Annotated in this window: 21 protein-coding genes; 10 read left to right on the top strand and 11 right to left on the bottom strand. The window is 51.2% G+C overall.

Features of this window, described 5'->3' with window-relative positions:
• Positions 1-12: 12 nt before the first annotated feature.
• The gene (locus OGX95_RS11520; RefSeq protein WP_286629500.1) at positions 13-1,653 is read right to left on the bottom strand and encodes a methyl-accepting chemotaxis protein; all 1,641 of its coding nucleotides are present in this window, start codon (positions 1,651-1,653) and stop codon (positions 13-15) included.
• A gap of 215 nt (positions 1,654-1,868) precedes the next feature.
• Positions 1,869-2,756 (bottom strand): YghX family hydrolase, encoded by an 888-nt coding sequence (gene yghX, locus OGX95_RS11515; protein ID WP_286629727.1) that lies wholly within the window; start codon positions 2,754-2,756, stop codon positions 1,869-1,871.
• A gap of 155 nt (positions 2,757-2,911) precedes the next feature.
• On the opposite strand from yghX, the gene OGX95_RS11510 reads away from it, so the two are divergent.
• Positions 2,912-3,952 (top strand): aldo/keto reductase, encoded by a 1,041-nt coding sequence (locus tag OGX95_RS11510; RefSeq protein ID WP_286629499.1) that lies wholly within the window; start codon positions 2,912-2,914, stop codon positions 3,950-3,952.
• A 77-nt stretch (positions 3,953-4,029) separates the two neighbouring features.
• Here the strand turns inward: OGX95_RS11510 and OGX95_RS11505 are convergent, their stop codons facing one another.
• Positions 4,030-4,533 carry an ESA_00282 family adhesion-associated protein gene (locus OGX95_RS11505; RefSeq protein WP_353655424.1) on the bottom strand — a complete coding sequence of 168 codons (504 nt, stop codon included), beginning with the start codon at positions 4,531-4,533 and terminating at the stop codon, positions 4,030-4,032.
• A gap of 103 nt (positions 4,534-4,636) precedes the next feature.
• On the opposite strand from OGX95_RS11505, the gene OGX95_RS11500 reads away from it, so the two are divergent.
• Together OGX95_RS11500 and OGX95_RS11495 are read left to right on the top strand one after the other, a co-directional pair.
• Positions 4,637-5,041, top strand: a complete 405-nt coding sequence (locus tag OGX95_RS11500; protein WP_286629497.1) for a hypothetical protein — start codon at positions 4,637-4,639, stop codon at positions 5,039-5,041.
• A gap of 1 nt (position 5,042) precedes the next feature.
• Positions 5,043-5,450, top strand: a complete 408-nt coding sequence (locus OGX95_RS11495; protein WP_005123132.1) for a hypothetical protein — start codon at positions 5,043-5,045, stop codon at positions 5,448-5,450.
• 75 nt (positions 5,451-5,525) lie between these two features.
• Here OGX95_RS11495 and exbD read toward each other — a convergent pair whose 3' ends face one another.
• On the bottom strand, positions 5,526-5,951 hold the full coding sequence (exbD, locus tag OGX95_RS11490; protein ID WP_048213224.1) for a TonB system transport protein ExbD: 426 nt from the start codon (positions 5,949-5,951) through the stop codon (positions 5,526-5,528).
• A gap of 6 nt (positions 5,952-5,957) precedes the next feature.
• The gene (gene exbB, locus OGX95_RS11485) at positions 5,958-6,692 is read right to left on the bottom strand and encodes a tol-pal system-associated acyl-CoA thioesterase (RefSeq protein ID WP_286629496.1); all 735 of its coding nucleotides are present in this window, start codon (positions 6,690-6,692) and stop codon (positions 5,958-5,960) included.
• Positions 6,693-6,943: 251 nt separating this feature from the next.
• Between exbB and metC the strand changes: the two genes are divergently transcribed.
• Together metC and yghB are read left to right on the top strand one after the other, a co-directional pair.
• On the top strand, positions 6,944-8,131 hold the full coding sequence (metC, locus tag OGX95_RS11480) for a cystathionine beta-lyase (RefSeq protein WP_286629495.1): 1,188 nt from the start codon (positions 6,944-6,946) through the stop codon (positions 8,129-8,131).
• A gap of 131 nt (positions 8,132-8,262) precedes the next feature.
• The gene (yghB, locus tag OGX95_RS11475) at positions 8,263-8,922 is read left to right on the top strand and encodes a DedA family general envelope maintenance protein YghB (RefSeq protein ID WP_137382572.1); all 660 of its coding nucleotides are present in this window, start codon (positions 8,263-8,265) and stop codon (positions 8,920-8,922) included.
• Positions 8,923-9,012: 90 nt separating this feature from the next.
• Here the strand turns inward: yghB and OGX95_RS11470 are convergent, their stop codons facing one another.
• Complete coding sequence (locus tag OGX95_RS11470; RefSeq protein WP_286629494.1) at positions 9,013-9,912, bottom strand: AraC family transcriptional regulator; 900 nt, start codon at positions 9,910-9,912, stop codon at positions 9,013-9,015.
• Between the two features lie 193 nt (positions 9,913-10,105).
• Between OGX95_RS11470 and yqhD the strand changes: the two genes are divergently transcribed.
• The 4 genes from yqhD (at position 10,106) to OGX95_RS11450 (ending at position 14,470) form a co-directional block, all read left to right on the top strand.
• Positions 10,106-11,269, top strand: coding sequence for an alcohol dehydrogenase (yqhD, locus tag OGX95_RS11465; protein ID WP_286629493.1), 1,164 nt, complete (start codon positions 10,106-10,108; stop codon positions 11,267-11,269).
• Between the two features lie 230 nt (positions 11,270-11,499).
• On the top strand, positions 11,500-12,327 hold the full coding sequence (gene dkgA, locus OGX95_RS11460) for a 2,5-didehydrogluconate reductase DkgA (RefSeq protein WP_286629492.1): 828 nt from the start codon (positions 11,500-11,502) through the stop codon (positions 12,325-12,327).
• Between the two features lie 188 nt (positions 12,328-12,515).
• Positions 12,516-13,970 carry a DASS family sodium-coupled anion symporter gene (locus OGX95_RS11455; RefSeq protein ID WP_502872777.1) on the top strand — a complete coding sequence of 485 codons (1,455 nt, stop codon included), beginning with the start codon at positions 12,516-12,518 and terminating at the stop codon, positions 13,968-13,970.
• Between the two features lie 44 nt (positions 13,971-14,014).
• Positions 14,015-14,470, top strand: a complete 456-nt coding sequence (locus OGX95_RS11450; RefSeq protein WP_286629491.1) for an HIT family protein — start codon at positions 14,015-14,017, stop codon at positions 14,468-14,470.
• A 57-nt stretch (positions 14,471-14,527) separates the two neighbouring features.
• Here the strand turns inward: OGX95_RS11450 and OGX95_RS11445 are convergent, their stop codons facing one another.
• Positions 14,528-16,699, bottom strand: coding sequence for a YgiQ family radical SAM protein (locus OGX95_RS11445; RefSeq protein WP_040233974.1), 2,172 nt, complete (start codon positions 16,697-16,699; stop codon positions 14,528-14,530).
• A gap of 201 nt (positions 16,700-16,900) precedes the next feature.
• Here OGX95_RS11445 and OGX95_RS11440 point away from each other — a divergent pair, with 201 nt between their 5' ends.
• Entirely contained in the window at positions 16,901-18,376 is a 1,476-nt protein-coding gene (locus tag OGX95_RS11440) for a TrkH family potassium uptake protein (protein ID WP_286629490.1), read from the top strand.
• A 16-nt stretch (positions 18,377-18,392) separates the two neighbouring features.
• Here the strand turns inward: OGX95_RS11440 and ftsP are convergent, their stop codons facing one another.
• The 4 genes from ftsP to OGX95_RS11420 all read right to left on the bottom strand — a co-directional run bounded on the left by ftsP (position 18,393) and on the right by OGX95_RS11420 (position 23,582).
• Positions 18,393-19,805: a cell division protein FtsP gene (gene ftsP, locus OGX95_RS11435; protein ID WP_286629489.1), complete on the bottom strand. Its 1,413-nt coding sequence runs from the start codon at positions 19,803-19,805 to the stop codon at positions 18,393-18,395.
• Positions 19,806-19,876: 71 nt separating this feature from the next.
• Positions 19,877-20,614, bottom strand: a complete 738-nt coding sequence (gene plsC, locus OGX95_RS11430) for a 1-acylglycerol-3-phosphate O-acyltransferase (protein ID WP_040233973.1) — start codon at positions 20,612-20,614, stop codon at positions 19,877-19,879.
• A 196-nt stretch (positions 20,615-20,810) separates the two neighbouring features.
• Complete coding sequence (gene parC / locus OGX95_RS11425; RefSeq protein ID WP_286629488.1) at positions 20,811-23,069, bottom strand: DNA topoisomerase IV subunit A; 2,259 nt, start codon at positions 23,067-23,069, stop codon at positions 20,811-20,813.
• 117 nt (positions 23,070-23,186) lie between these two features.
• A complete protein-coding gene (locus OGX95_RS11420; RefSeq protein WP_286629487.1) occupies positions 23,187-23,582 on the bottom strand; it encodes a YgiW/YdeI family stress tolerance OB fold protein in 396 nt (131 codons plus the stop codon).
• Positions 23,583-23,691 lie beyond the last annotated feature (109 nt).

Here is a 23,691-nt window from a genome sequence, read left to right as displayed (position 1 = left end):
TTTTGTGCCAGATTAAAAGGACACCCACTCGTCCGTTTTAGGCGCTGCAGAGGTTCTGCTTTCTGCGGAGGGGGAAGCGGTATTTGTCGATGCATATTGCACATCGTTGGCTGAAAGCCGGAATTGCTGTACAGAGCGTTGCAGCTCTTCCGTTTGCCGTTCCAGCGCCACTGCCGCTGCGGAGACTTGTTCTACCAACGCGGCATTCTGCTGCGTCACGCTGTCCATCTGAGTGATCGCAACGCTGACCTGCGAGATACCTTTATTCTGTTCTTCAGAAGCAGAGGCTATTTGTTTCATGATAACGGTCACTTCGGTCGCGCCGCGTAGAATCGCTTCCATCGTTAATCCGGTCTCTTTGACCAGTCGAGCCCCCTGATCGACACGACGCGAAGATTCACCGATTAATGTCTCAATCTCTTTTGCCGCTCCGGCGCTACGACTGGCGAGATTACGGACCTCCCCCGCCACCACAGCAAAGCCACGTCCCTGTTCACCAGCTCTGGCCGCTTCAACGGCGGCGTTGAGCGCCAGAATGTTGGTCTGGAAAGCAATGCTATTAATGACGGAGGTAATTTCTGCTATCTGTTTAGAACTGGCAGCAATACCGTCCATGGTGTCGACCACTTCAGAAACCAACTTGCTTCCTTTGCCTGCCGTTTCTGTTGCGGTATCGGCAAGCTGGCTGGCCTCACGCGCATTTTCGGCGTTAAGTTTTACCGTTGCGGTTAGCTCTTCCATGCTGGCAGCCGTTTCTTCCAGCGCTGCCGCCTGCTCTTCAGTACGGGAAGAGAGATCGTTATTGCCGGTAGAAATTTCCGTAGCACCTCGCCAGATGTTGTCACTGCCTGAACGAATCGTACTGACGGCTTCACGCAGGCTGTCCTGCATCGCGCACAATAAAGGGACCAGTTGGCCTACACAGTTCCGGCCGAATTCTTCAATCGGATGGCTGAGATCGCCCTGGGCAATCTGGCGGAACTGCTGGCGAATACGACCGAGAGGTTTCACCATCATGGTAACAAGGTAACGATCGGTGAAGAAAAGGAGGGCAATTCCGAGGATAACGGCAGTAATAATCAGTGTCCGAATGATCGACGTTTTACCGTCTACCATAATACGCGTCGCATCAAGTCTCTTTCCAGCTGTGGTATTAAACCGTTCAGCGCTGGCACCAAATTCACGGCTCAGTGCGGGCGTAATCGTGCTGGCATGTTCCGAAAACGCCGTAAGCGAGCCCTGCTGCGCCAGCTGCATTTGCGGTATCACGCCTTTATCCAGCAAAGCTTGCCACTTAGCCAGCACTGCTGCTGAAATTTCCGGGTCCATCGGCCCGGGAGATAATGTTTTCATCTCCTGGAGCTTCTGGCTCAGATTATCCAGCGATTGCTGGGCAGGTGTAAAATCAGGCGTTCCACCACCAATTTTGACATCCACTGCACGGCTCAGGCGTGTCACAAAGCGGAAGTACTGATCGTTACCCTGACTCAGCACCGTCATCTGTTTGACGAGATGGCGATCAATATCATTCCCTTCTGATATTTTTGATAACGCATGAAGACTGAATAAACCCACGCCCGACCAGAGCAGGCAAAAAAGTCCAAGTATTGCCAGCATGACAATACGAATAGTGAAGTTTTTCAGCAAATACATAATAATTTCCTTGCCATTGATGAGGAATTCGCCATCAGGCGATACTTCCCCTTGTTATCGGCAGGCAATGAAGAAGATATAATACGTTCTTTATTTTTTTACTTTTTTAAGTCTATCTATTATCCCTGCGGGTCATATCAATATGAATGTTAATGAAATTAGGTAGCATTATTATTCAGATAATTAACCTGGAGCTGTAAATAATACGTTGTTTTTCATAACAAATATTTATCAAACCAGGCAAGAGTGCGTTCCCAGGCTAAATCAGCAGCTGCTTTATCATAACGGGGTGTCGAATTGTTATGAAAACCATGATTAACACCGGGATAGATATATGCTTGATAGATTTTCTTATTCGCTTTGAGTGCGGCTTCATAAGCGGGCCAGCCCTCATTAATTCGTGTGTCTAGTTCTGCATAGTGTAATAATAAAGGCGCATTAATTTTAGGGACATCGGAAGCAGGAACCTGACGCCCATAAAAGGGCACCGCACAGGCCAGTTCAGGGAAAGCAACAGCCGCTGCATTCGCCACACCACCACCGTAGCAAAATCCAGTGATCCCCACCTTTCCCGTCGTCATCGAATAACGCTGCATAAATTCAATAGCGGCAAAAAAATCATTCATCAGCTTAACGGGATCAACCTGCTGCTGTAATTCCCGACCTTTATCGTCATTGCCGGGATACCCTCCCAGTGAACTTAATCCATCGGGTGCCAGCGCAATATAACCCGCCTTCGCCACCCGCCGTGCAACATCTTCAATATACGGATTCAAACCGCGATTCTCATGTACCACAACCACTGCCGGAACGTTCCCCGTCACCTTCGCGGGTTTCACCAGATAACCTCGCACATCACCATGCCCATCAGGCGATGGATAGGTAATGTATTCTGCCAGAATATCGGGATCGGTAAATTCTACCTGCGTTGCCAGGGCATAATTTGGTCTCAGCAAATTGAATAACGCCAGTGCCGTCATGCCACCTACCGCATATTTCGCCGCCAGATTCAGAAACTCTCGTTTAGATATTTTGCCATGGGCATAATAATCATAGTAATCGAGTAACTCCTGCGGAAAGTCTTTAGCAGTCAAACGTGGCATGGTCGCACTCCTGAGTGATGTTTTTTTAAGCAAAGCACAGTGATCTGTTTTTGCCCAGTTTTTCATCCCAATGTGACCTGGTGAACGGGATATTCACCACGAACCCGCTAAAATAGAAACGTTGTTTTGAAATTCACCTGCACTAAGGAGATCTCATGGCCTGGTTTGCCAATCCTGAACGTTATGAGCAAATGCTCTATCGCTACTGTGGTCGCAGCGGCTTGCGCTTACCCGCGCTGTCGCTGGGTTTATGGCACAGTTTTGGGCACGTTCAAGCTCTGGATTCACAACGAGCACTGCTACGAAAAGCATTTGATTTAGGGATCACACATTTTGATTTAGCCAATAACTACGGGCCGCCTCCGGGCAGTGCTGAAGAGAATTTTGGTCGATTACTGCGCGAGGATTTTGCACAATATCGTGATGAATTGATTATCTCGACCAAAGCTGGTTACGACATGTGGCCGGGGCCGTACGGCTCTGGCGGTTCACGCAAGTATCTGCTGGCCAGCCTCGACCAGAGCCTCAAGCGTATGGGTCTCGACTACGTCGATATCTTCTATTCGCACCGCGTTGATGAAAACACACCAATGGAAGAGACCGCTTCCGCGCTGGCCCATGCCGTGCAAAGTGGCAAAGCGCTGTATGTCGGCATCTCATCTTATTCTCCAGAGCGCACGCAGAAGATGGCCGAACTGCTGCGGGAATGGAAAATTCCGCTGCTTATCCACCAGCCATCCTACAACCTGCTTAACCGCTGGGTAGACAGCAGCGGCTTGCTGGATATGCTGGAATCCAACGGGATGGGGTGTATTGCCTTCACCCCGTTGGCCCAGGGGCTGCTGACAGGGAAATACCTCAACGGTATTCCTGATGGTTCCCGCATGCAGCGTGAAGGGAAAAAAGTCCGTGGACTGACGGAAAATATGCTGACGGAAGCAAACCTCAGCAGTCTGCGTTTGCTCAATGAGATGGCTCAACAACGTGGGCAGTCGATGGCGCAAATGGCGTTAAGCTGGCTACTAAAAGATAACCGGGTCACATCGGTATTAATTGGCGCCAGCCGACCTGAGCAGTTAGAAGAGAACGTTCAGGCACTGGCAAACCTGACATTTAGTGCCGAAGAACTGGCACAGATCGATAAACATGTCGCTGACGGCAAGCTCAATCTGTGGCAAGCCTCATCAGACAAGTAACGATCTGACCATTACGCCGGGTGTAGCCCTACCCGGCATAATGGCCTGCTGATGAGAGTGGGCAAGTAAATCTCGCCTCACACCTCGTCCTCTTTGATCAATGGACGCTGGTATTCCGGCCACACTAGCGAGACAAGTGCAGGATAGGCTTCCAGGCTAAACTCCCTGAAGCACTGCCGCAAGTTAAGCACATCCAGATCGGCGTGCGGGACTTTCTCCCCACTGAGGCAGCGCTTTTTGATATTGTCGTAATACTTATAAACCGCAGAGTTAAGATCGCTACAACGCCGCTGTGCGTCAAAGAGCCCGGGCGTTTCATTCAGCTCCACCATAGTCATCCGCTTGACTGTGGAGTGGATAAAATCGATATATTCGTGATTGACTCGCCAATACCATACCGGAGTAATCGAATTCATCAGGGCAGAAAAATGATCTTCTCCCTCTTCTTTACTTAGCATTTCCGGCTGGTGCTGTGCGTTAACATCTTCTGCATAACGGTTTTTATTTGCACTACGCATTAGCAAAAGTACCCCGCAGGTAAGCAATAGCAGGGTAATAACAGAATAAAATATACTGTTCATAGCAGGCTCCATTTTTTTTGATTTTAAAATTACCCCATGCTATTGTCAACGCGGCCTACCTTATTAAAAACATCATATTATTGGCAGCAAAGGATATTTCAACATGCTTCCCGAGCATCTTGTTCCCTCTCGTTTTCATTTATCCGCAACCCCGAACAATACAAATACCACAGAAAATAGTGAAAATTTGACTCAGGGAAAGATAACGCTAAGTGATTACGAATCAGAAATTTTGATTAGCTCCGCAACTACCGGTCAGTCCCGGAATATGTTATTTGAAGAGTGCGATCGCCATTTAAAAGAGCGTCTTTTCCGCGCTGCAAAAATTGAGTCATTTACTCGTCTGCTCAATTCATTACAGGCGGAAGGCGACATTAACGCCCAGGAATTAAGTAAAATTCTGGCCAAAAAAACAGCCATGATAAATGAACAAGGCAACAAAATTTGGCTTAATTTAATTACTCGCGAAACCAACAATCCTATTTTTTATTCTCTGGAAGAGAAATAAAATGAAAGATGTTGAAGATAATAATGTTTATTTGGCTTTAGATAACCACAAAAGTGATGAGTTTGTCTTAAAACAAAATCTGTCTGTGTTGATAGCCAATAAAAACGCGACGCTGGAAAGCCTTGCTCAAGAGATGGTTTCTATACCCGCCGCGCTGGTGCGGATGAAATGGCAAAATCGTCATGAAATCTACGCACTGCAAGCCAAAGAAGAGATTTACGGTGCCACTATCGAGGCTATCATCGCTCAGCAGCCAGAATTGCGGGACAAAATCATGGCCCGTCTGGAAAGCACATACCAGCATCTGCTTGCGCGTGAAACAGCCACATTGCGCCTGACCCGTAAGCTATCCGAAGGGAACTATGAGCCCACAAAAATCACTACGGTTGCGTTGGACGAGAACAGATAAGGCAAAAGACGTGCAGGGGAGTGATAGCAGGAGAAGCTTGCCGGGTAAGGTCAAACCTGTACCCGGCAACAAGAGTTATTTGGCTTTCACGGTCTCTTCACCGACCAAACCAATCTTCAGGTAGCCCGCCTGATGCAACGTATCCATAACCTTCATCATGGTTTCGTAGTCAACGGTTTTATCTGCCCGGAAGAAGATAGTGGTGTCTTTCTTGCCTTCAGTTAGCGCGTTTAGCTCGTTAATCATCGTCTCATCGGTTACCTGATCGTTACCAATAAACATGGTGTTATCGGCTTTTACTGACAGGTAAACCGGTTTCTCCGGACGCGGTTGCGGCGTACTGGTAGATGCAGGGAGATTCACCTTCACATCCACGGTTGCCAGTGGCGCTGCCACCATAAAGATGATCAACAATACCAACATGACGTCGATAAACGGCGTCACGTTGATGTCATGCATTTCACCGTTATCATCCAGGTTTTCATTAAAGCTCATTGCCATGGAACATTACCCTACACGTAATTTCTGCGCAGCACGTACCGGGTGTGCAGACGCGCTTGCACTCAGGTCCAGGTCACGACTTTGCAGCAACAGCACCTGCGCCGCGACATCGCCCAGCATCGCTTTATAGCTGCCAATCTGACGAGCAAAAATGTTGTAGATAACAACAGCAGGAATTGCCGCAACCAGACCGATCGCGGTCGCTAACAGTGCTTCTGCAATACCTGGAGCAACAACAGCCAGGTTGGTGGTTTGGGTTTGTGCGATACCGATGAAGCTATTCATGATGCCCCATACTGTACCAAACAACCCGACAAATGGAGAGATAGCCCCGATGGTTGCCAGGTATCCATTACCCCGCCCCATCTGACGACCAACTGCGGCAACGCGACGTTCCAGACGGAAACCGGTACGCTCTTTGATCCCTTCGTTGTCATCACTGCCTTCTGACAGTTCCAGTTCATTCTGCGCTTCATTAATCAGCAGAGAACCCAGGCTTTTGGCATCGAATCCAGCGGCAATCTCACTTGCCTGATCTAAAGAGCGGGCATCTGCCAGCATCTGCTGTTCACGCTTAAGACGGCGCTTCTGCGTAAAGAACTCAAGGCTCTTACTAAAGAAGATAGCCCAGGTGACCACTGACGCCAAAATCAGCCCAATCATCACGCACTTAACCACGATATCGGCGTGCTGATACATACCCCAGACGGAAAGGTCCGTCTGCATCAAATTATTACCCACTCTGTATCTCCAGGACGCAAATCACAAAATCTGAGCGTAATCATATCAAAACGACGTCGAATTGATAGTCGTTCTCATTACTATTTACATAGTGCCGCACCTTTGGTTTCTTTTCCTTGCGCTCACGCAGTAAAAAAGTCACCAGAAATCGATTTGAGAATATTTTGTACTTTATGGCTATTCTGCAGGACGCGGCAGATGAGATTCATGCTAGTTTAGACATCCAGACGTATAAAAATAGGTAATACAACATGGCAGATAAGCAGCTTGAGACCAAACTCGTTCACGCCGGGCGTAGTAAAAAATACACGCTGGGTTCGGTAAATAGCGTGATCCAGCGCGCGTCTTCACTGGTATTCGACACCGTTGCGGCGAAAAAACAGGCGACGCATAACCGCGCAAACGGTGCCCTTTTCTATGGACGTCGCGGCACGCTGACGCATTTCTCACTGCAGGAAGCGATGTGTGAACTGGAAGGCGGAGCGGGCTGCGCTCTGTTCCCTTGCGGTGCAGCAGCCGTTGCCAACACCATCCTTGCCTTTGTTGAACAAGGCGATCATGTGCTGATGACAAATACCGCCTATGAACCCAGCCAGGATTTCTGCACTAAGGTACTGGGCAAGCTTGGCGTGACAACCGGCTGGTTCGATCCGCTGGTCGGTGCGGATATTGTGAAGCATATACAGCCGAACACTAAAGTTGTTTTTCTTGAGTCTCCAGGTTCTGTCACCATGGAAGTTCATGATGTTCCAGCTATTGTTGCCGCAGTCAGAAGCGTTGTGCCGGACGCTATCATCATGATTGATAACACCTGGGCTGCGGGCGTGTTGTTCAACGCGCTGGATTTCGGTATCGATATCTCAATTCAGGCCGGGACGAAATATCTGATTGGTCATTCTGACGGCATGGTTGGGACAGCGGTATCCAATGCCCGTTGCTGGGATCAACTGCGTGAAAATGCCTATCTGATGGGACAAATGCTGGATGCCGATACCGCCTATATGACCAGCCGCGGATTGCGGACGTTAAGCGTTCGCCTTCGCCAACACCATGAAAGCAGTTTAAAAGTCGCCGAGTGGCTGGCTGACCATCCGCAGGTTGCCCGCGTGAATCACCCGGCACTTCCCGGCAGCAAGGGACACGAATTCTGGAAACGCGACTTTACCGGTAGCAGCGGTCTGTTCTCATTTGTTCTGCATAAGAAGCTAAATAATGAAGAACTGTCTGCGTACCTGGATCACTTCAGCCTGTTCAGCATGGCCTATTCCTGGGGCGGTTTTGAATCGCTGATTCTGGCTAACCAACCGGAACACATCGCGGCAATTCGTCCGGAAGGCAAAGTGGACTTCAGCGGAACGCTCATCCGTTTACACATCGGTTTAGAAAATGTTGACGATCTGATTGCCGATTTAGCCGCAGGATTTACCCGAATCGAGTAACATTGCCGCAGATGGACATATATGCAGACACTTCTGGTGGAAAAGTCTGCAATTGTTGCGTCCGGGATCAAGGCATCCCGGACAATTCAGGAGTACAATCCACCTATAAACGCTGTTCCACAGGAAAGTCCATGGTAGTCATTCAAGATATTATCTCCGCGCTCTGGCAACATGATTTTGCCGCGCTGGCGGACCCACACGTCGTGAGCGTGGTGTACTTTGTGATGTTCGCCACGCTGTTTTTAGAAAATGGCCTGCTGCCCGCCTCCTTTTTGCCCGGTGACAGCCTGCTATTACTGGCAGGAGCGCTGATTGCTCAGGACGTGATGAGCTTTTTACCTACCATAGCGATTCTGACTGCCGCTGCCAGCCTCGGTTGCTGGCTGAGCTACATTCAGGGGCGCTGGCTGGGCAATACACGAACAGTGAAAGGCTGGCTGGCACAATTACCTGAAAAATATCATCAGCGTGCTACCTGTATGTTTGACCAACACGGGTTAATGGCACTACTCGCCGGACGTTTCCTGGCGTTTGTACGCACCTTGCTGCCGACCATGGCGGGGATTTCAGGGCTGCCTAACCGTCGTTTCCAGTTTTTTAACTGGCTGAGCGGCCTGCTGTGGGTCACCGTGGTCACCAGTTTCGGCTATGCGCTCAGCATGATCCCGTTTGTTAAACGCCACGAAGATCAGGTAATGACCTTTTTAATGATCCTGCCAATCGCCCTGCTAACTGCAGGTCTGCTGGGAACGCTGTTCGTGGTGATTAAAAAAAAATACTGTAGCGCCTGAGCTGCGTCCGTAGGCCGGGTACCCCCCGGCATTTCGCCTTATGGCGCACAGCTTTAAGGCCTACAGTAAACCTGTCTGACCGACAAGAGATCAACTCCCCTGCATCATCCTAATTCTGGCTGCATCTTCCCCTGGCGTGACGCCAAAGTAACGTTTGAACTCCCGACTAAACTGCGATGCACTCTCATAACCCACGCGCATTGCCGCCGCACTGGCTTTCATCCCATCATGAATCATCATCATCCGCGCTTTATGCAATCGATAGCTCTTCAGATACTGCAACGGTGAAGTACTGGTCACCGATTTAAAATTATGATGGAACGCCGACACGCTCATATTGGCCTCTGCCGCCAATTGCTCAACATTGAGATTTTCGGTGTACTTGGTTTCAATTCGCTTCAGCACACGGCTTATCAAACTGAAATGTGTCTGGCGACTGACCAGCGCCAGTAAGGCTCCTCCACGTGGCCCGGTCAGCACGTGGTAGAGGATCTCACGAATAATCTGTTTTCCCAGAATACGTGCATCCAATGGCCGCTCCATCACATCCAGCAGGCGTTCCGCTGCACAGAGAATTTCATCGGATAGCGTCGCCGAATTGATCCCGCTTGCCGCCATTGCGGGCTGGAACAGCTCATCCTCCCCAATATCCATCAGCAATTCCTGCAATTGCAGGATATCGACGTTCAGGCGGATACCCGCCAACGGAACGTCCGGTGTCGCATAAGTTTCACATTCAAAGGGTAAAGGAACTGTTAGCAGTAAATATTCGTTGGCGTCATAGCGAAAGACACGTTCGTTGATATAACCAATTTTATGTCCTGAAAAGAGAAATATGATGCCAGGCTGATACATCACTGGTGTGCGCACCCCGGGTTCAGAGCCATACAGTAAGCGAATATCAGGCAGCAGATCATTTAATTTATTCTCATTATTTTTCAGCTGCTTAATTTTTTCTGTCAGCAGGAGACAGATCTCATCACGGTTCATAGGGCACCATTTCATCATTGATTTGTAACCTTGATATAGTGCGCACTTTTATCTCTTTTCTCCAGTAGTCTGTAGAAATGGGCAAGACATCGGCAGAAATGAGCATTGAGAGGAACGCTTCTGACGACCACAATGTTCACCATCAGGCAGACACTCGCCTGCCCTCTTTTTTACCCACACAAGGTAACGAGCAATGAACAACTTTAATCTCCATACCCCAACCCGCATTCTGTTTGGTAAAGGCGCGATTGCAGAACTGCGCGACCAAATCCCCCAGGATGCTCGCGTACTGATTACCTACGGCGGTGGTAGCGTGAAAAAAACAGGCGTTCTGGCACAAGTTCAGGACACACTGAAAGGTCTGGATATGCTCGAGTTTGGCGGTATTGAGCCGAACCCATCCTATGAAACGCTGATGAACGCGGTAAAAATTGTCCGTGATGAGAAGGTGACATTCCTGCTGGCGGTAGGCGGCGGTTCTGTTCTGGATGGCACAAAATTCATCGCCGCAGCGGCACATTATGCTGACAGTGTTGACCCGTGGCGCATTCTGGAAACACGCGGTAACGACGTACAAAGCGCCGTCCCAATGGGCTCGGTACTGACCCTACCAGCAACCGGATCTGAATCTAACTCTGGTGCGGTAATTTCGCGCAAAACGACTGGCGACAAACTGGCCTTCATGACCCCGTTTGTCCAGCCCGTATTTGCTGTGCTCGATCCGGTTTACACCTATACCCTGCCGCCGCGTCAGGTTGCCAACGGTGTAGTCGATGCTTTTGTTCATACTGTAGAGCAATATGTGACTTATCCTGTAGACGGGAAAATTCAGGATCGCTTTGCCGAAGGTATTCTGCTGACGCTGATAGAAGACGGTCCGAAAGCGTTACAGGAGCCGGAAAACTACAATGTGCGTGCTAACGTCATGTGGGCAGCCACTCAGGCACTGAACGGGCTGATCGGTGCAGGCGTACCGCAGGACTGGGCAACCCATATGCTGGGTCACGAACTGACGGCAATGCACGGACTCGACCACGCTCAGACGCTGGCAATCGTCCTGCCTGCATTGTGGAATGAAAAACGCGATACCAAGCGAGCCAAACTGCTGCAATACGCAGAGCGCATCTGGAATATCACTGAAGGCTCCGAAGACCAGCGCATTGATGCCGCGATTGCCGCCACCCGTCAGTTCTTCGAACAAATGGGTGTACCGACTCACCTGTCTGACTACAGTCTGGATGGCAGCTCCATCCCGGCACTACTGGAAAAACTGGAAGCGCATGGCGGCACGAAACTGGGTGAACATCAGGACATCACGCTGGACGTCAGCCGCCGGATTTACGAAGCTGCCCGCTAAGGTTTTTTGACCTCTGACTTTCGTTTTTGGCTATTTATACTCTCAACAATTCGAGTTGCATAAAGCCGGCAAAAGAGAGAATCCCCTGGAGCTGACAGAAGTAAGTGACAGGGGTGAACAAGTGCAGCCAACGCATATACAGCTTGAAGTATGACGAGTATAGGCCAGACTTAAATCACACCTAACTTACCGGGGCTTGCCCCGGTGAACTCAATTAAGGGGGGGGAATTATGACCGGTCCAACCATTATCAAGCTACAGGATGGTAACGTCATGCCGCAACTGGGCCTGGGGGTCTGGAAGGCAAGCAATGAAGAAGTCATCTCCGCCATTCATAAAGCGCTGGAAGTCGGTTATCGCTCTATCGATACCGCTGCGGCGTACAAAAACGAAGAAGGTGTCGGCAAAGCATTACGCAATGCGGGCGTGCCACGCGAAGAGTTATTCATTACCACCAAGCTGTGGAATGATGACCAGAAGCGCCCACGGGAAGCATTGCTCGAAAGCATGGAGAAACTCCAGCTCGATTACCTCGATCTCTACCTGATGCACTGGCCTGTCCCGGCGATCGATCACTACGTTGAAGCGTGGGAAAACATGATCGACCTGCAAAAAGAGGGGCTGATCAAGAGCATCGGTGTGTGCAACTTTCAGATCAATCATCTCCAGCGCCTGATGGATGAAACAGGTGTCCCCCCGGTGATTAACCAGATAGAACTGCATCCACTGATGCAGCAACGCCAGCTTCACGCCTGGAACGCAACACATAAGATCCAGACTGAGTCCTGGAGCCCGCTGGCGCAGGGCGGTAAAGATGTATTTGATCAAAAGATCATTCGCGAGCTCGCTGAAAAATATGGCAAATCACCGGCGCAGGTCGTCATTCGCTGGCATCTGGATAACGGTCTGGTTGTCATCCCGAAATCCGTTACCCCTGCCCGTATCGCCGAGAACTTCAACGTCTGGGATTTCCGCCTGGACAAAGACGAACTCGGTGAAATTGCAAAACTCGATCAGGGTAAACGCCTGGGCCCTGACCCGGATCAGTTCGGCGGTTAATCTCTCCTCTCCAGCCCGGCCTTCCCGTCGGGCTTTTCTCCTGTCGAAATATTAAGAAACAATAAACGCGCAAGTATAGATGTATTTATGGCACATCCACGTGCAGCATTACGCGACATAACTTACTAATTATTAATTAATAATATTAATTTCATTAATACATCACAAATATCTATAGGTGCGTGACCATGGCGGAAAAAACACAGCATGGCGTCAAATGGCTCCCATTAATTCTTATATTATTGATTTCTGCCGGGCTCTGGCAGCTTACCCCACCCAGTGGGTTAAGTGCGCCAGCCTGGCATTCAGCCATTATCTTCGTTGCTACCATTGCTGCTATCGTGGCAAAAGTTCTGCCTATTGGCGCAGTCGGCATCATCGGTATTACCGTTTTTGCCCTCGCTTATGCTGCCGGGGATAAAACCGCCAGCGGTGCTATTACCACCGCACTGAGCGAACTGAACAGTTCGCTGATCTGGCTGATTGTCGTCGCCTTTATGATTGCCCGCGGGTTTATCAAAACCGGCCTCGGCCGACGTATCGCGCTGCAGATGATCCGTCTGCTCGGAAAACGTACCCTGGGACTCGCCTACGGACTGGCGTTTGCGGACCTGATACTTTCCCCAGCAATGCCAAGCAATACGGCACGCTGTGGCGGCGTCATCTACCCGATAGCTGACTCTCTGGCACGCAGTTTCCATTCAAACCCGGAAGATGAATCCCGCAATAAAATCGGCACCTTTCTCATCACCTGTATTGGCAATGTCAATGATGTCACCGCCGCGCTCTTTATGACCGGCTATACCGGCAATCTGTTGGCAGTAAAACTGGCGGCCAACGCGGGGGTCACACTGACCTGGGGCAGTTGGTTTATGGCGGCGCTGCTGCCTTGTCTGGTCTCGTTGCTGCTGGTTCCACTCCTGGTTTACTGGCTGGTACGTCCGGAAATCAAACACACGCCGGATGCCCCTAATCTGGCGCGCAAAGAACTGGCAGAAATGGGCCGAATGTCACGCGGTGAATGGCTGATGCTGGCGACTGTCGGCGTCCTGCTGGTGCTGTGGATTTTTGGTGATACGCTGGGTGTCGACGCCACAACCGCCTCATTTGTTGGCTTATCCATCTTGCTGCTCAGCGGCGTTCTGAGCTGGGAAGACGTCAAAAGTGAGAAAGGCGCATGGGATACGCTGATCTGGTTTGCCGCACTATTAATGATGGCGAATCAGTTGAAAAATCTGGGCTTTACCACCTGGTTTGGCAACCTGATTGGCGATAGCCTGAGCAGTACCATGCATGGAACCAGTTGGGTGGTTGTCCTGCTGCTGCTCAACGCCGCGTACTTTTATACCCACTACTTTTTTGCCAGCGGTAATGCGCAGATTGCGGCGCTGTACGCCGTTTTCCTTGGCGTCGGCTTGCATTTGAATATTCCTGCAGCGCCTACGGCGTTGATGTTGGCCTTCACCAGCAGTCTGTACTGTTCCCTCACTCAGTACACTCACGCCCGCGGCCCGATTCTGTTTGGTGCCGGGTACGTCCCGACAGGGGTCTGGTGGCGAACAGGATTCATCATCAGCCTGTTTAATCAAGCCGTCTTTATCACCGTAGGGCTGATGTGGTGGAAGATGTTGGGTCTGTACTAAACTCACTGCGTCCTGACAAAACGTCTTACCTACGGAGAAAAGGAATGACCTGTATTTTCTGTCAAATTGTTGAAGGTAAAGCGCCCTGCCATAAAGTCTGGGAGGATGAGCATCACCTGGCCTTTCTGTCGATTTTCCCGAACACCGAAGGTTTTACCGTGGTGATCCCGAAAAAGCACTATCCCAGCTATGCATTTGATATGCCGCCGCAGGCACTGGCAGACCTGATGCTGGCGACCCAAAAGGTGGCGAAAAAACTGGATAACGCTTTCCCGGACGTCAGCCGTACAGGGATGTTTTTCGAAGGGTTTGGCGTGGATCATGTGCACAGTAAGCTCAGCCCTATGCATGGCACAGGTGATTTGACGCACTGGAAACCGATCGAGTCACGGCAGAATAAATTTTTCGAACAGTATGAAGGGTATTTGTCGTCACACGACCACGAGCGGGCAGACGATGAAAAACTGGCCGCATTAGCGGCCAGAATTCGTGAAGCTTAACGCGTCAATGTCATTACCGGATAAGGTGACACACCTTATCCGGTCTACGGTCTGGCATTAGCGCCCCGCAACTTTCCCGCGTTTTTTATTCGCCGCAGGCGTCTGACGCTGGTGCGCGACTGGCGTATGCTTGGTCAGTGCCGGGCGGGTGTGGCGGTTCTGACGACGTGCTTCGCGCATCTCTTCCAGCGTCGGGGCCGGAACCAAACACTCGCGACGACCGCCAATCAGATGCTTTTTCCCCATATCTTCCAGCGCCTGACGGATTAACGGCCAGTTAGCAGGATCATGGTAACGCAGCAGTGCTTTATGCAGACGGCGCTGTTTATCACCTCTTGGCACCACCACATCTTCACTCTTATAACCAATTTTACCCAACGGGTTTTTCCCGGTGTAATACATGGTTGTAGAGTTTGCCAGCGGTGATGGGTAGAAGTTCTGCACTTGATCCAAACGGAAACGGCGCTGTTTCAGCCACAGAGCCAGATTCACCATATCCTCATCACGCGTCCCCGGGTGCGCAGAGATAAAATATGGGATCAGGTACTGCTCTTTACCGGCCTGTTTAGAATAGGTATCGAACAACTCTTTAAAGCGGTCGTAGCTGCCCATACCCGGTTTCATCATCTTCGACAATGGGCCTTCTTCGGTATGCTCCGGCGCAATCTTCAGGTAGCCACCCACATGGTGAGTTGCTAACTCTTTAATATAGCGCGGGTCCTCAACGGCGATGTCATAACGCACCCCGGATGCGATAAGGATCTTTTTAATGCCTTTTAGATCACGCGCGCGGCGGTAAAGATTAATCGTCGGTTCGTGGTTGGTATCCATATGCGGGCAGATGTCCGGATACACGCATGACAGACGACGGCAGGTCTGTTCCGCACGCGGTGACTTACAGCGCAGCATATACATGTTGGCCGTTGGGCCACCGAGATCGGAAATCACGCCGGTAAAGCCCGGAACGGTATCACGAATGGCTTCGATCTCATTGATGATCGAATCTTCCGAACGGCTCTGGATAATGCGCCCTTCGTGCTCGGTGATCGAACAGAACGAGCAACCACCAAAACAGCCACGCATGATATTGATCGAGAAACGGATCATCTCATAGGCGGGAATTCGGCTGTTACCGTATGCCGGATGTGGTACGCGCTTGTACGGCAGTGCAAAGACGCTGTCCATTTCTTCGGTCGACAACGGGATCGCCGGTGGGTTAACCCAAATATAGCGATCGCCATGCTTTTGCATCAGTGCACGCGCGCATCCTGGGTTCGTTTCATGGTGCAGAATACGCGACGCATGGGCGTACAGTACTTTGTCGCTCTTCACTTTCTCGAACGACGGCAACAGTACGTAGGTTTTTTCCCACGGCTTCGGACGCGGCGGCTGTACGGTTACCGCTTTCGCTTCTTGTTTTTTCGGCGCCACCGGTTTGTTGTCAGCACACGGCAAGTCTTCGCCATACGGATGGGGGATTGGGTCAATTTTTCCTGGCATATCCAGACGCGTGGAATCCACCCCACTCCAGCCCGGCAGCGCTTCTTTGACCATAATCGCGGTATTACGCACGTCGCGGATCTGATCAATGGTTTCGCCCATTGCCAGACGGTGTGCGACTTCCACCAATGGACGTTCGCCGTTGCCAAACATCAGCATGTCGGCTTTTGAATCCACCAACACGGAACGACGCACGGTATCTGACCAGTAATCGTAATGCGCAGTACGGCGCAGGCTGGCTTCAATACCGCCGAGAATAACCGGCACATCTTTCCAGGCTTCTTTACAGCGCTGGGTATAAACCAGCGTCGCGCGATCCGGGCGTTTACCCGCCACGTTGTCCGGCGTATAGGCATCGTCATGGCGCAGTCGGCGATCGGCGGTATAACGGTTGATCATCGAGTCCATGTTGCCGGCAGTTACGCCGAAGAACAGGTTCGGTTTGCCCAGACGCATAAAGTCATCTTTGCTATTCCACTCCGGTTGGGCGATGATCCCCACGCGAAAGCCCTGTGCTTCCAGCATACGGCCGCAAATAGCCATACCGAAGCTCGGGTGATCGACGTACGCATCGCCGGTAACCAGAATGATGTCGCAGCTATCCCAGCCAAGTTGATCCATTTCGTCGCGTGACATCGGCAAAAATGGTGCCGGCCCAAAACAGGCGGCCCAATACTGCGGCCAGGAGAAAAGGTCTCTGTCCGGTTGGATCAGGGATATTGCGCTCATAATGCTTCCAAAAAAATGGTAAAAAAATAATCAAAGGCCGGGGATTATACGCTGTATGTCGGCAAGAAATGAAGTGGAGTCTGAACCAGAGCAGTAGAAAGTTATATAAATTGTTAAATTTTACGACGCTCATTTTTATCAATCATAATTAACACCATGCCGGCCAACTGAGATAACTCTTTTTCGGCGGGGGATTTTTCATTGCGACTCAACGATTCACTGCATATTTCCCAGTTACGGGTTGTTGTTCACCTGTGTGGGTTTCTGGTTCTTCTCTACAGCTTTTCTATGCTGCCACCGATGACCATCGCTTTGTTAAATAAAGAGCGGAGCTTGTTCGCTTTTTTCAGCACGTTTATGACTTTCTTCACCCTCGGCGGCGGGGCGTGGCTGGCAACCAAACATGCGGGTATTCAACTGCGAACACGGGATGGTTTCGTCATTATCGTTCTGTTCTGGCTGTTGTTTTCGTTTATCAGCGCGATGCCGATGTGGATGGACGATGGCTTAAACCTCTCTTTTGCGGATGCCCTGTTTGAAGGGGTTTCCGGGATTACCACCACGGGCGCAACCGTAATTGGCGACGTCAGCGCCATGCCGAAATCGTATCTGTACTACCGGGCTCAGCTCAATTTTATTGGTGGCCTGGGGGTTATTGTCCTCGCCGTAGCGGTATTACCGCTGCTGGGTATTGGCGGCATGAAGCTATATCAGTCTGAAATGCCGGGCCCCTTTAAAGAAGAACGCCTTACGCCCAGACTTGCTGATACCGCACGCACGCTGTGGCTGACCTATGTCGTTTTGGGACTTATTTGTACTCTGGCCTACTGGGCTGCCGGGATGTCGTTCTTCGATTCCTTATGCCACGGGCTGTCGACGGTCGCTCTCGGCGGATTTTCCACTCGCAGCGAGAGCATCGGCTTTTATAACAGCCACGCTATTGAGCTAGTTGCCGGACTGTTTTCACTGCTGTCTGCGTTTAACTTCACCCTCTGGTACGTTGCTATCGTGAAGCGGACCTTCAAGCCCTTTCGTCGCAATGCCGAACTGCGTTTCTTTTTGCTTATTGCTCTGGTCGTCACTCTGATCGCCACCTGGCAAGTTTGGCGGGCAGGCATGTACGGATTAACGGACAGCCTGGTGCATGCTTTTTTTCTGGCCAGTTCGATGCTGACAGATAATGGCCTGTCGACGGCAGATTACGCGCAGTGGCCTTCGCACACGATCTTTATGCTGCTCAGCGCCAGTTTCTTCGGCGGTTGTGTGGGTTCGACTTGCGGGGGGATTAAGGTGCTGCGCTTTTTAATTATGTTCAAGCAGTGCCGTCAGGAGTTACACCAGCTCGCGCATCCCCGCGCCCTGCTGAATATCAAAGTGGGCAATAGTGTGGTAAGCGACCGGGTGGTGCGTTCGGTATGGAGCTTTTTCTTTCTCTACGTTTTGTTCACCAGCTTTTTTATCTGGGCGCTCAATTTGATGGGCTACGATCTCTTCTCCTCTTTTGCCACCGTCGCCGCCTGCATCAACAATATGGGGCTGGGATTTGGCGTCACCGCCACGACATTTGGCACCTTAAATGAGGAAGCAAAGCTACTGATGTGCGCGGCCATGATCATGGGGCGTCTGGAGATTTACCCCATTCTGATCCTGTTCTCGCGCATGTTCTGGCGGGCGTAACGGGACCCCCGGCGCATTACGGCGCCGGGTTCACCAGCATCTGTCCAATAGAACCACGGTCTGCCATTTCCAGCGTCTGGCTGTTGAAGTAGAACGGGAAATGCGCCCAGGAAGGCTGTCCATAATAGACCAGCAACTCCACTTGCCCATCAACCCAGACGGTATCTTTCCAGCCACGGTCTTCCGGGAACGGCATCGCGCCATTCACATTACGGATCAGGAAAGAGACGCCTTCAATATGGAACGACTGCGGCATATCTGCGCGCACCGTCCAGCGCTCCCAGGAGCCCTGCTGCGCCGTGATATCCATGCGATTGACATCCCACAGTTGGCCATTGATTCCAGGATCGTCATCAAGGCTAATATCACGGCTGCGAATCGGCGAGCCGCTCAAAATTTCGGTGGGTAACAGACGCATTGGCAGGCTATCCGTTACCAGCGGCAGAAGGCCGGTTGGTCGCAGAGTCAGTACCAGCGTGGAGATCAGGATACTGGAAGGTTCAAAGAAACCACGGATCCTGTCAACAATACTGGCCGCCTCGCCGCAGGTAATCGAAACTTCATCACCGTTGGTCATATCGACCAGAATCTCACGACGCTCACCTGGGGCCAGCGATAGCTGCTTCACCGAAACCGGCGCGGGTAAAAACCCCTGATCGCCTGAGATAACATGCAGCGCACGGCCATCGCTCATTTTCAGCAGATAACGACGCGAGTTTGAGGCATTCAGCAAACGCAAACGCACCCAGCCACGGGACACTTCGACATACGGACTTTGCGCCCCGTTGACCAAAAGAGTATCCCCGACAAAACCACCGCTGCCCGGCTCGCTATATTCTGGCGTACCGAAGTTATCCAGGCGCTTATCCTGAATAATGACTGGAAAATCATCCACGCCATAGTGGTTAGGGATCGGCAGTGATTTACTCACTTCATCTTCAACCAGCCACATCCCGGCAAGGCCGTTATAGACCTGCTGGGCAGTGCGATTTGGCGTATTGGCGTGATACCACAAGGTCGCAGCGCTTTGGCGGATCGGCAGCACGGGCGCCCAGTCCGCATTAGGCGACATCATACGCGCCGGCCCGCCCATAAGAGGACCTGGAACCTGTAATCCGGCAACGGTCATTGAGACATTTTCTGCCAGACGGTTGCTGTAGATAAGCTTGACATCATCGCCTTTCCAGACGCGGATTGTCGGCCCCAGGTAGCGCCCGTTAACACCCCAGACGGGTGCGCGTGTGCCAGGCGTAAACGACCAGTGCGCACGTTGCAGCGTCATAAATAGCGGCTGTCCCCGACGGGACTCCAGCAGGGGGGGAACAGGTAGCGGTTGTTGCTGACCGGCAGCATTAGCCTTCAGTGGAACAGCACCTGCACACAGCGCGATCCCCGATGCCTGAATGAACTGACGCCGACTGAATGACATATAAGCTCCATGAAAAACTGGCGATTAACACGCAGGAAATCATTTCCTGTAACAAACCCGAAATGAGCGAATTAAACCTTACCGGCAGCTTCCCGCTCAGCAACTTCTTTATCGAGTTCTGCGATTTTTTGTTCCATCAGCGTGCGGCAATGCGCTGCCAGTTCACGAACCTGATCTTTACCAAAATGACTGATATCCACGGGCGGCAGCATCTCTACAATCGCCAGCCCATTATTCAGCCGGTTCAATTTGATCTTATTAGAAGTCGTTGAAACGCAAACAGGGATAACCGGGACACCCGCAGCAATTGCCGCATGGAACGCACCTGTTTTAAACGGTAGCAGACCACGGCCACGGCTACGCGTTCCTTCAGGGAACATCCAGATAGAGATACGACGCTTTTTAAAGTGATTCACAACCGCCGCAATGGTGCTGTGCGCTTTGGCGCGGTTATTTCTGTCGATCAACAGATTACCGGTGAGCCAGTACAGCTGTCCGAAGAAAGGGATCCATAACAGGCTTTTTTTACCTACTGTAACCGTCGGCGGCTGAACGATATTCGCCGCGGTAACCATGTCATAGTTATTCTGGTGGTTACAAATATAGATAGCATTACCATAGTTCTTCGCGTCAGGCGGCATGCGACACTCGACCTTCAGGCCATACAGGGGAGCCAGGCGACCAAACATATGGCCGAACGTCGCAACGTGTTTTGGATTTCTTGGGCTGAACAGACAGTATATGCAACCGAAAATACAGACCAAAATGCAGTAAATAACAGTAATAATTAAACGAAAAATATATAGCATAACAACCTCTAAAGGCCTAAGAGCCTGGCATTCTACGTCACCTGATTCCGAACACTGCATCAGGTTAGGGCATTGTTAAGAGCGGCTCTCTGGAAAAGCGTATTGTTAATCGCAACGCACGAATAAACAACGGTTTCACGGGATTTTTTAAAACAAGCTCTCCCCGTGTGAAAACAGGGAGAGCCAGACGCTGGCGTTATTCTTCGCTGTCGCCGTGACTGGAACGTCGGGGCGAGTCAATCTCAACACGGTCGATGCGTTGCAGACCGCGCATGAGCGTACCGCGACGACCACGCTCGCCGGTTACCTTCTGCAGCTCTTCAGGACGCAGTTTAATTTTGCGTTTCCCGACGTGGATGGTCAGCGTGCTTTGCGGCGGCAGCACGTAGAGTTGTGCCAGACCATCTTCGCCTTTCGCCGCTTCCGCAGAAGGAATGTTGATGATCTTGTTCCCTTTGCCTTTCGACAACTGCGGCAAATCGCTCACCGGGAACATCAACATGCGGCCCGCATGGGTAATAGCCAGCAGCATATCGGTTTCATCTTCAATCACCACCGGCGGCATAACATGCGCGTTTTCAGGCAGCGTAATCAATGCCTTGCCCGCACGATTACGCGCGACGAGGTCATTGAAGGTGCAGACAAAACCGTAACCGGCATCAGAGGCCATAAGCAGTTTCTGATCGTCGCCTTCCATCAGCATATGCTCAACGGTCGCGCCCGGTGGCAGCGTGAGCTTACCGGTCAACGGCTCCCCCTGACCCCGTGCCGACGGCAGCGTAATCGGGTCGATAGCATAGCTACGCCCGGTTGAGTCAACGAAGACGACCGGCTGGTTACTCTTTCCTTTCACCGCCGATTTAAAGCTATCACCCGCTTTATAGCTTAAGCCCGGAGCGTCTATATCGTGGCCTTTCGCACTTCGCACCCAGCCACTCTGGGACAGCACAATGGTCACTGGCTCAGACGGCAACATGTCGTGCTCGCTCATCGCCTTCGCTTCTTCACGCTCCTGCAATGGAGAACGGCGATCGTCGCCATAGGCATCCGCATCAGCCTGCAGTTCTTTCTTCAGCAGGTTACTCATTTTGCGTTCAGAGGCCAGAATGCCCTGCAGTTGATCGCGCTCTTTAGCCAGTTCGTCCTGCTCACCGCGGATTTTCATCTCTTCCAGTTTGGCAAGGTGACGTAATTTCAGCTCAAGAATGGCTTCCGCCTGGGTTTCTGAAATACCAAACCGCGACATCAGCTCGGGTTTAGGCTCATCTTCATGACGAATAATTTCAATGACTTCGTCAATATTGAGGAACGCTATCAGTAAACCTTCAAGAATGTGCAGGCGCTTGAGGACTTTCTCCAGGCGATAGTTCAGGCGACGGCGCACGGTATCACGACGGAACGTCAGCCACTCGGTGAGGATCTCCAGTAGGTTTTTAACTGCCGGACGACCGTCGAGGCCAATCATGTTCAGGTTAATGCGATAGCTTTTTTCCAGATCGGTAGTGGCAAACAGATGGTTCATCACCTGTTCCATATCCACGCGATTCGACCGCGGGACAATCACCAGACGAGTCGGGTTTTCGTGATCCGATTCATCGCGCAGATCGTCTACCATTGGCAGCTTTTTATTGCGCATTTGAGCCGCAATCTGCTCCAGCACCTTTGCGCCGGAGACCTGGTGCGGCAGCGCGGAAATCACCACCGCGCCGTCTTCTTTCGTCCATACCGCACGCATGCGTACGGAACCGCGTCCGTTTTCGTATATCTTACGAATCTCCGCACGCGAAGTAATGATCTCTGCTTCGGTCGGGTAATCCGGCCCCTGTACGATATCCAGCAGCTGATCCAACGTCGTTTTCGGCTGTTCAATCAGCGTAATTGCCGCTTTGGCCACTTCACGCAGGTTATGCGGTGGAATATCCGTCGCCATTCCCACAGCAATACCGGTCGTACCGTTCAGCAGAATATTCGGCAGACGCGCAGGCAGCATTTTCGGCTCCTGCATGGTGCCGTCGAAGTTTGGCACCCAATCCGACGTTCCCTGACCAAGTTCACCCAGCAGGACTTCCGCATATTTCGACAGACGGGATTCCGTGTAACGCATCGCGGCAAAGGATTTCGGATCGTCCGGTGCCCCCCAGTTCCCCTGCCCGTCAACCAGCGGATAACGGTAAGAGAAGGGCTGGGCCATCAGCACCATCGCCTCATAGCAGGCGCTGTCGCCGTGCGGATGGTATTTACCCAGCACGTCACCGACAGTACGGGCTGATTTTTTAAACTTGGCGCTGGCGTTCAGCCCCAGTTCGGACATCGCGTAAACGATGCGACGCTGAACAGGTTTCAGACCATCACCAATAAACGGCAACGCCCTGTCCATGATGACGTACATGGAGTAGTTCAGATAGGCGTTTTCCGTGAATTCATGCAGCGCAAGGCGCTCTGCCATATCGCTCATTAATCGTGGTTCCTCAACTTATACCCGTCTATTGAAGGGCAATATTGCCGCAGATACTACCCTATCTGGCGTGTTGAGTCACAAAGAAAAGGGCCGCGAATGCGGCCCTGATGGGGATTACTTAGCAACTTTGGTAATCTGTTTCACGTCGATTTCAACGGAGTTCCAGTCTTTATCCACTTCACCCTGAATTTCAACCGTATCCTGCGGGCCGACGGTTACGCCGTTCCAGCGTTTATGATCGATATCCACATTAACCGTGCCAGTGGCATCCTTAAACAGGTACAGATCGTCAGAAATACGTTCAACGATATTCCCGCGTAACGTGACCCAGGTGTCATCACGCAGTGATTTGGCGCTTTCTACCGTCGTGCTGCTACCGTTCGGGCCAGTAAACCCGCCATTTTGACTTTGCGTCGTCGTCGTAGGTCCAGAGAAGCCGCCCTGCTGTGCGGCAAAAACAGGTGCGGAACACAGTGCCATTACGGCAACCATTGCAGCTAATTTTTTCATCGTCATGTCTCCCTTTCATGTTGGTTTACGACTATTTAATAAGTTAATCCTTAACAAGTTCTTAAGACAAAAAAAGATACTTTTTTTGCTGTACAGAGACTGTTGTCGC

The sequence above is a fragment of the Citrobacter sp. Cu233 genome, assembly GCF_030332225.1.
In the GTDB taxonomy this organism is placed as follows: Bacteria; Pseudomonadota; Gammaproteobacteria; order Enterobacterales; family Enterobacteriaceae; genus Citrobacter.
Note: the sequence above shows the minus strand (reverse complement) of the source record. Positions and strands in the feature narration are given on the sequence as shown.

Bases quoted from the DNA above. Each gene is read 5' to 3' on its own strand.
- OGX95_RS11520 (WP_286629500.1), bottom strand. From the start codon at position 1,653: ATGTATTTGCTGAAAAACTTCACTATTCGTATTGTCATGCTGGCAATA.
- yghX (WP_286629727.1), bottom strand. From the start codon at position 2,756: ATGCCACGTTTGACTGCTAAAGACTTTCCGCAGGAGTTACTCGATTAC.
- OGX95_RS11510 (WP_286629499.1), top strand. From the start codon at position 2,912: ATGGCCTGGTTTGCCAATCCTGAACGTTATGAGCAAATGCTCTATCGC.
- OGX95_RS11505 (WP_353655424.1), bottom strand. From the start codon at position 4,533: ATGAACAGTATATTTTATTCTGTTATTACCCTGCTATTGCTTACCTGC.
- OGX95_RS11500 (WP_286629497.1), top strand. From the start codon at position 4,637: ATGCTTCCCGAGCATCTTGTTCCCTCTCGTTTTCATTTATCCGCAACC.
- OGX95_RS11495 (WP_005123132.1), top strand. From the start codon at position 5,043: ATGAAAGATGTTGAAGATAATAATGTTTATTTGGCTTTAGATAACCAC.
- exbD (WP_048213224.1), bottom strand. From the start codon at position 5,951: ATGGCAATGAGCTTTAATGAAAACCTGGATGATAACGGTGAAATGCAT.
- metC (WP_286629495.1), top strand. From the start codon at position 6,944: ATGGCAGATAAGCAGCTTGAGACCAAACTCGTTCACGCCGGGCGTAGT.
- yghB (WP_137382572.1), top strand. From the start codon at position 8,263: ATGGTAGTCATTCAAGATATTATCTCCGCGCTCTGGCAACATGATTTT.
- OGX95_RS11470 (WP_286629494.1), bottom strand. From the start codon at position 9,912: ATGAACCGTGATGAGATCTGTCTCCTGCTGACAGAAAAAATTAAGCAG.
- yqhD (WP_286629493.1), top strand. From the start codon at position 10,106: ATGAACAACTTTAATCTCCATACCCCAACCCGCATTCTGTTTGGTAAA.
- dkgA (WP_286629492.1), top strand. From the start codon at position 11,500: ATGACCGGTCCAACCATTATCAAGCTACAGGATGGTAACGTCATGCCG.
- OGX95_RS11455 (WP_502872777.1), top strand. From the start codon at position 12,516: ATGGCGGAAAAAACACAGCATGGCGTCAAATGGCTCCCATTAATTCTT.
- OGX95_RS11450 (WP_286629491.1), top strand. From the start codon at position 14,015: ATGACCTGTATTTTCTGTCAAATTGTTGAAGGTAAAGCGCCCTGCCAT.
- OGX95_RS11445 (WP_040233974.1), bottom strand. From the start codon at position 16,699: ATGAGCGCAATATCCCTGATCCAACCGGACAGAGACCTTTTCTCCTGG.
- ftsP (WP_286629489.1), bottom strand. From the start codon at position 19,805: ATGTCATTCAGTCGGCGTCAGTTCATTCAGGCATCGGGGATCGCGCTG.
- plsC (WP_040233973.1), bottom strand. From the start codon at position 20,614: ATGCTATATATTTTTCGTTTAATTATTACTGTTATTTACTGCATTTTG.
- parC (WP_286629488.1), bottom strand. From the start codon at position 23,069: ATGAGCGATATGGCAGAGCGCCTTGCGCTGCATGAATTCACGGAAAAC.
- OGX95_RS11420 (WP_286629487.1), bottom strand. From the start codon at position 23,582: ATGAAAAAATTAGCTGCAATGGTTGCCGTAATGGCACTGTGTTCCGCA.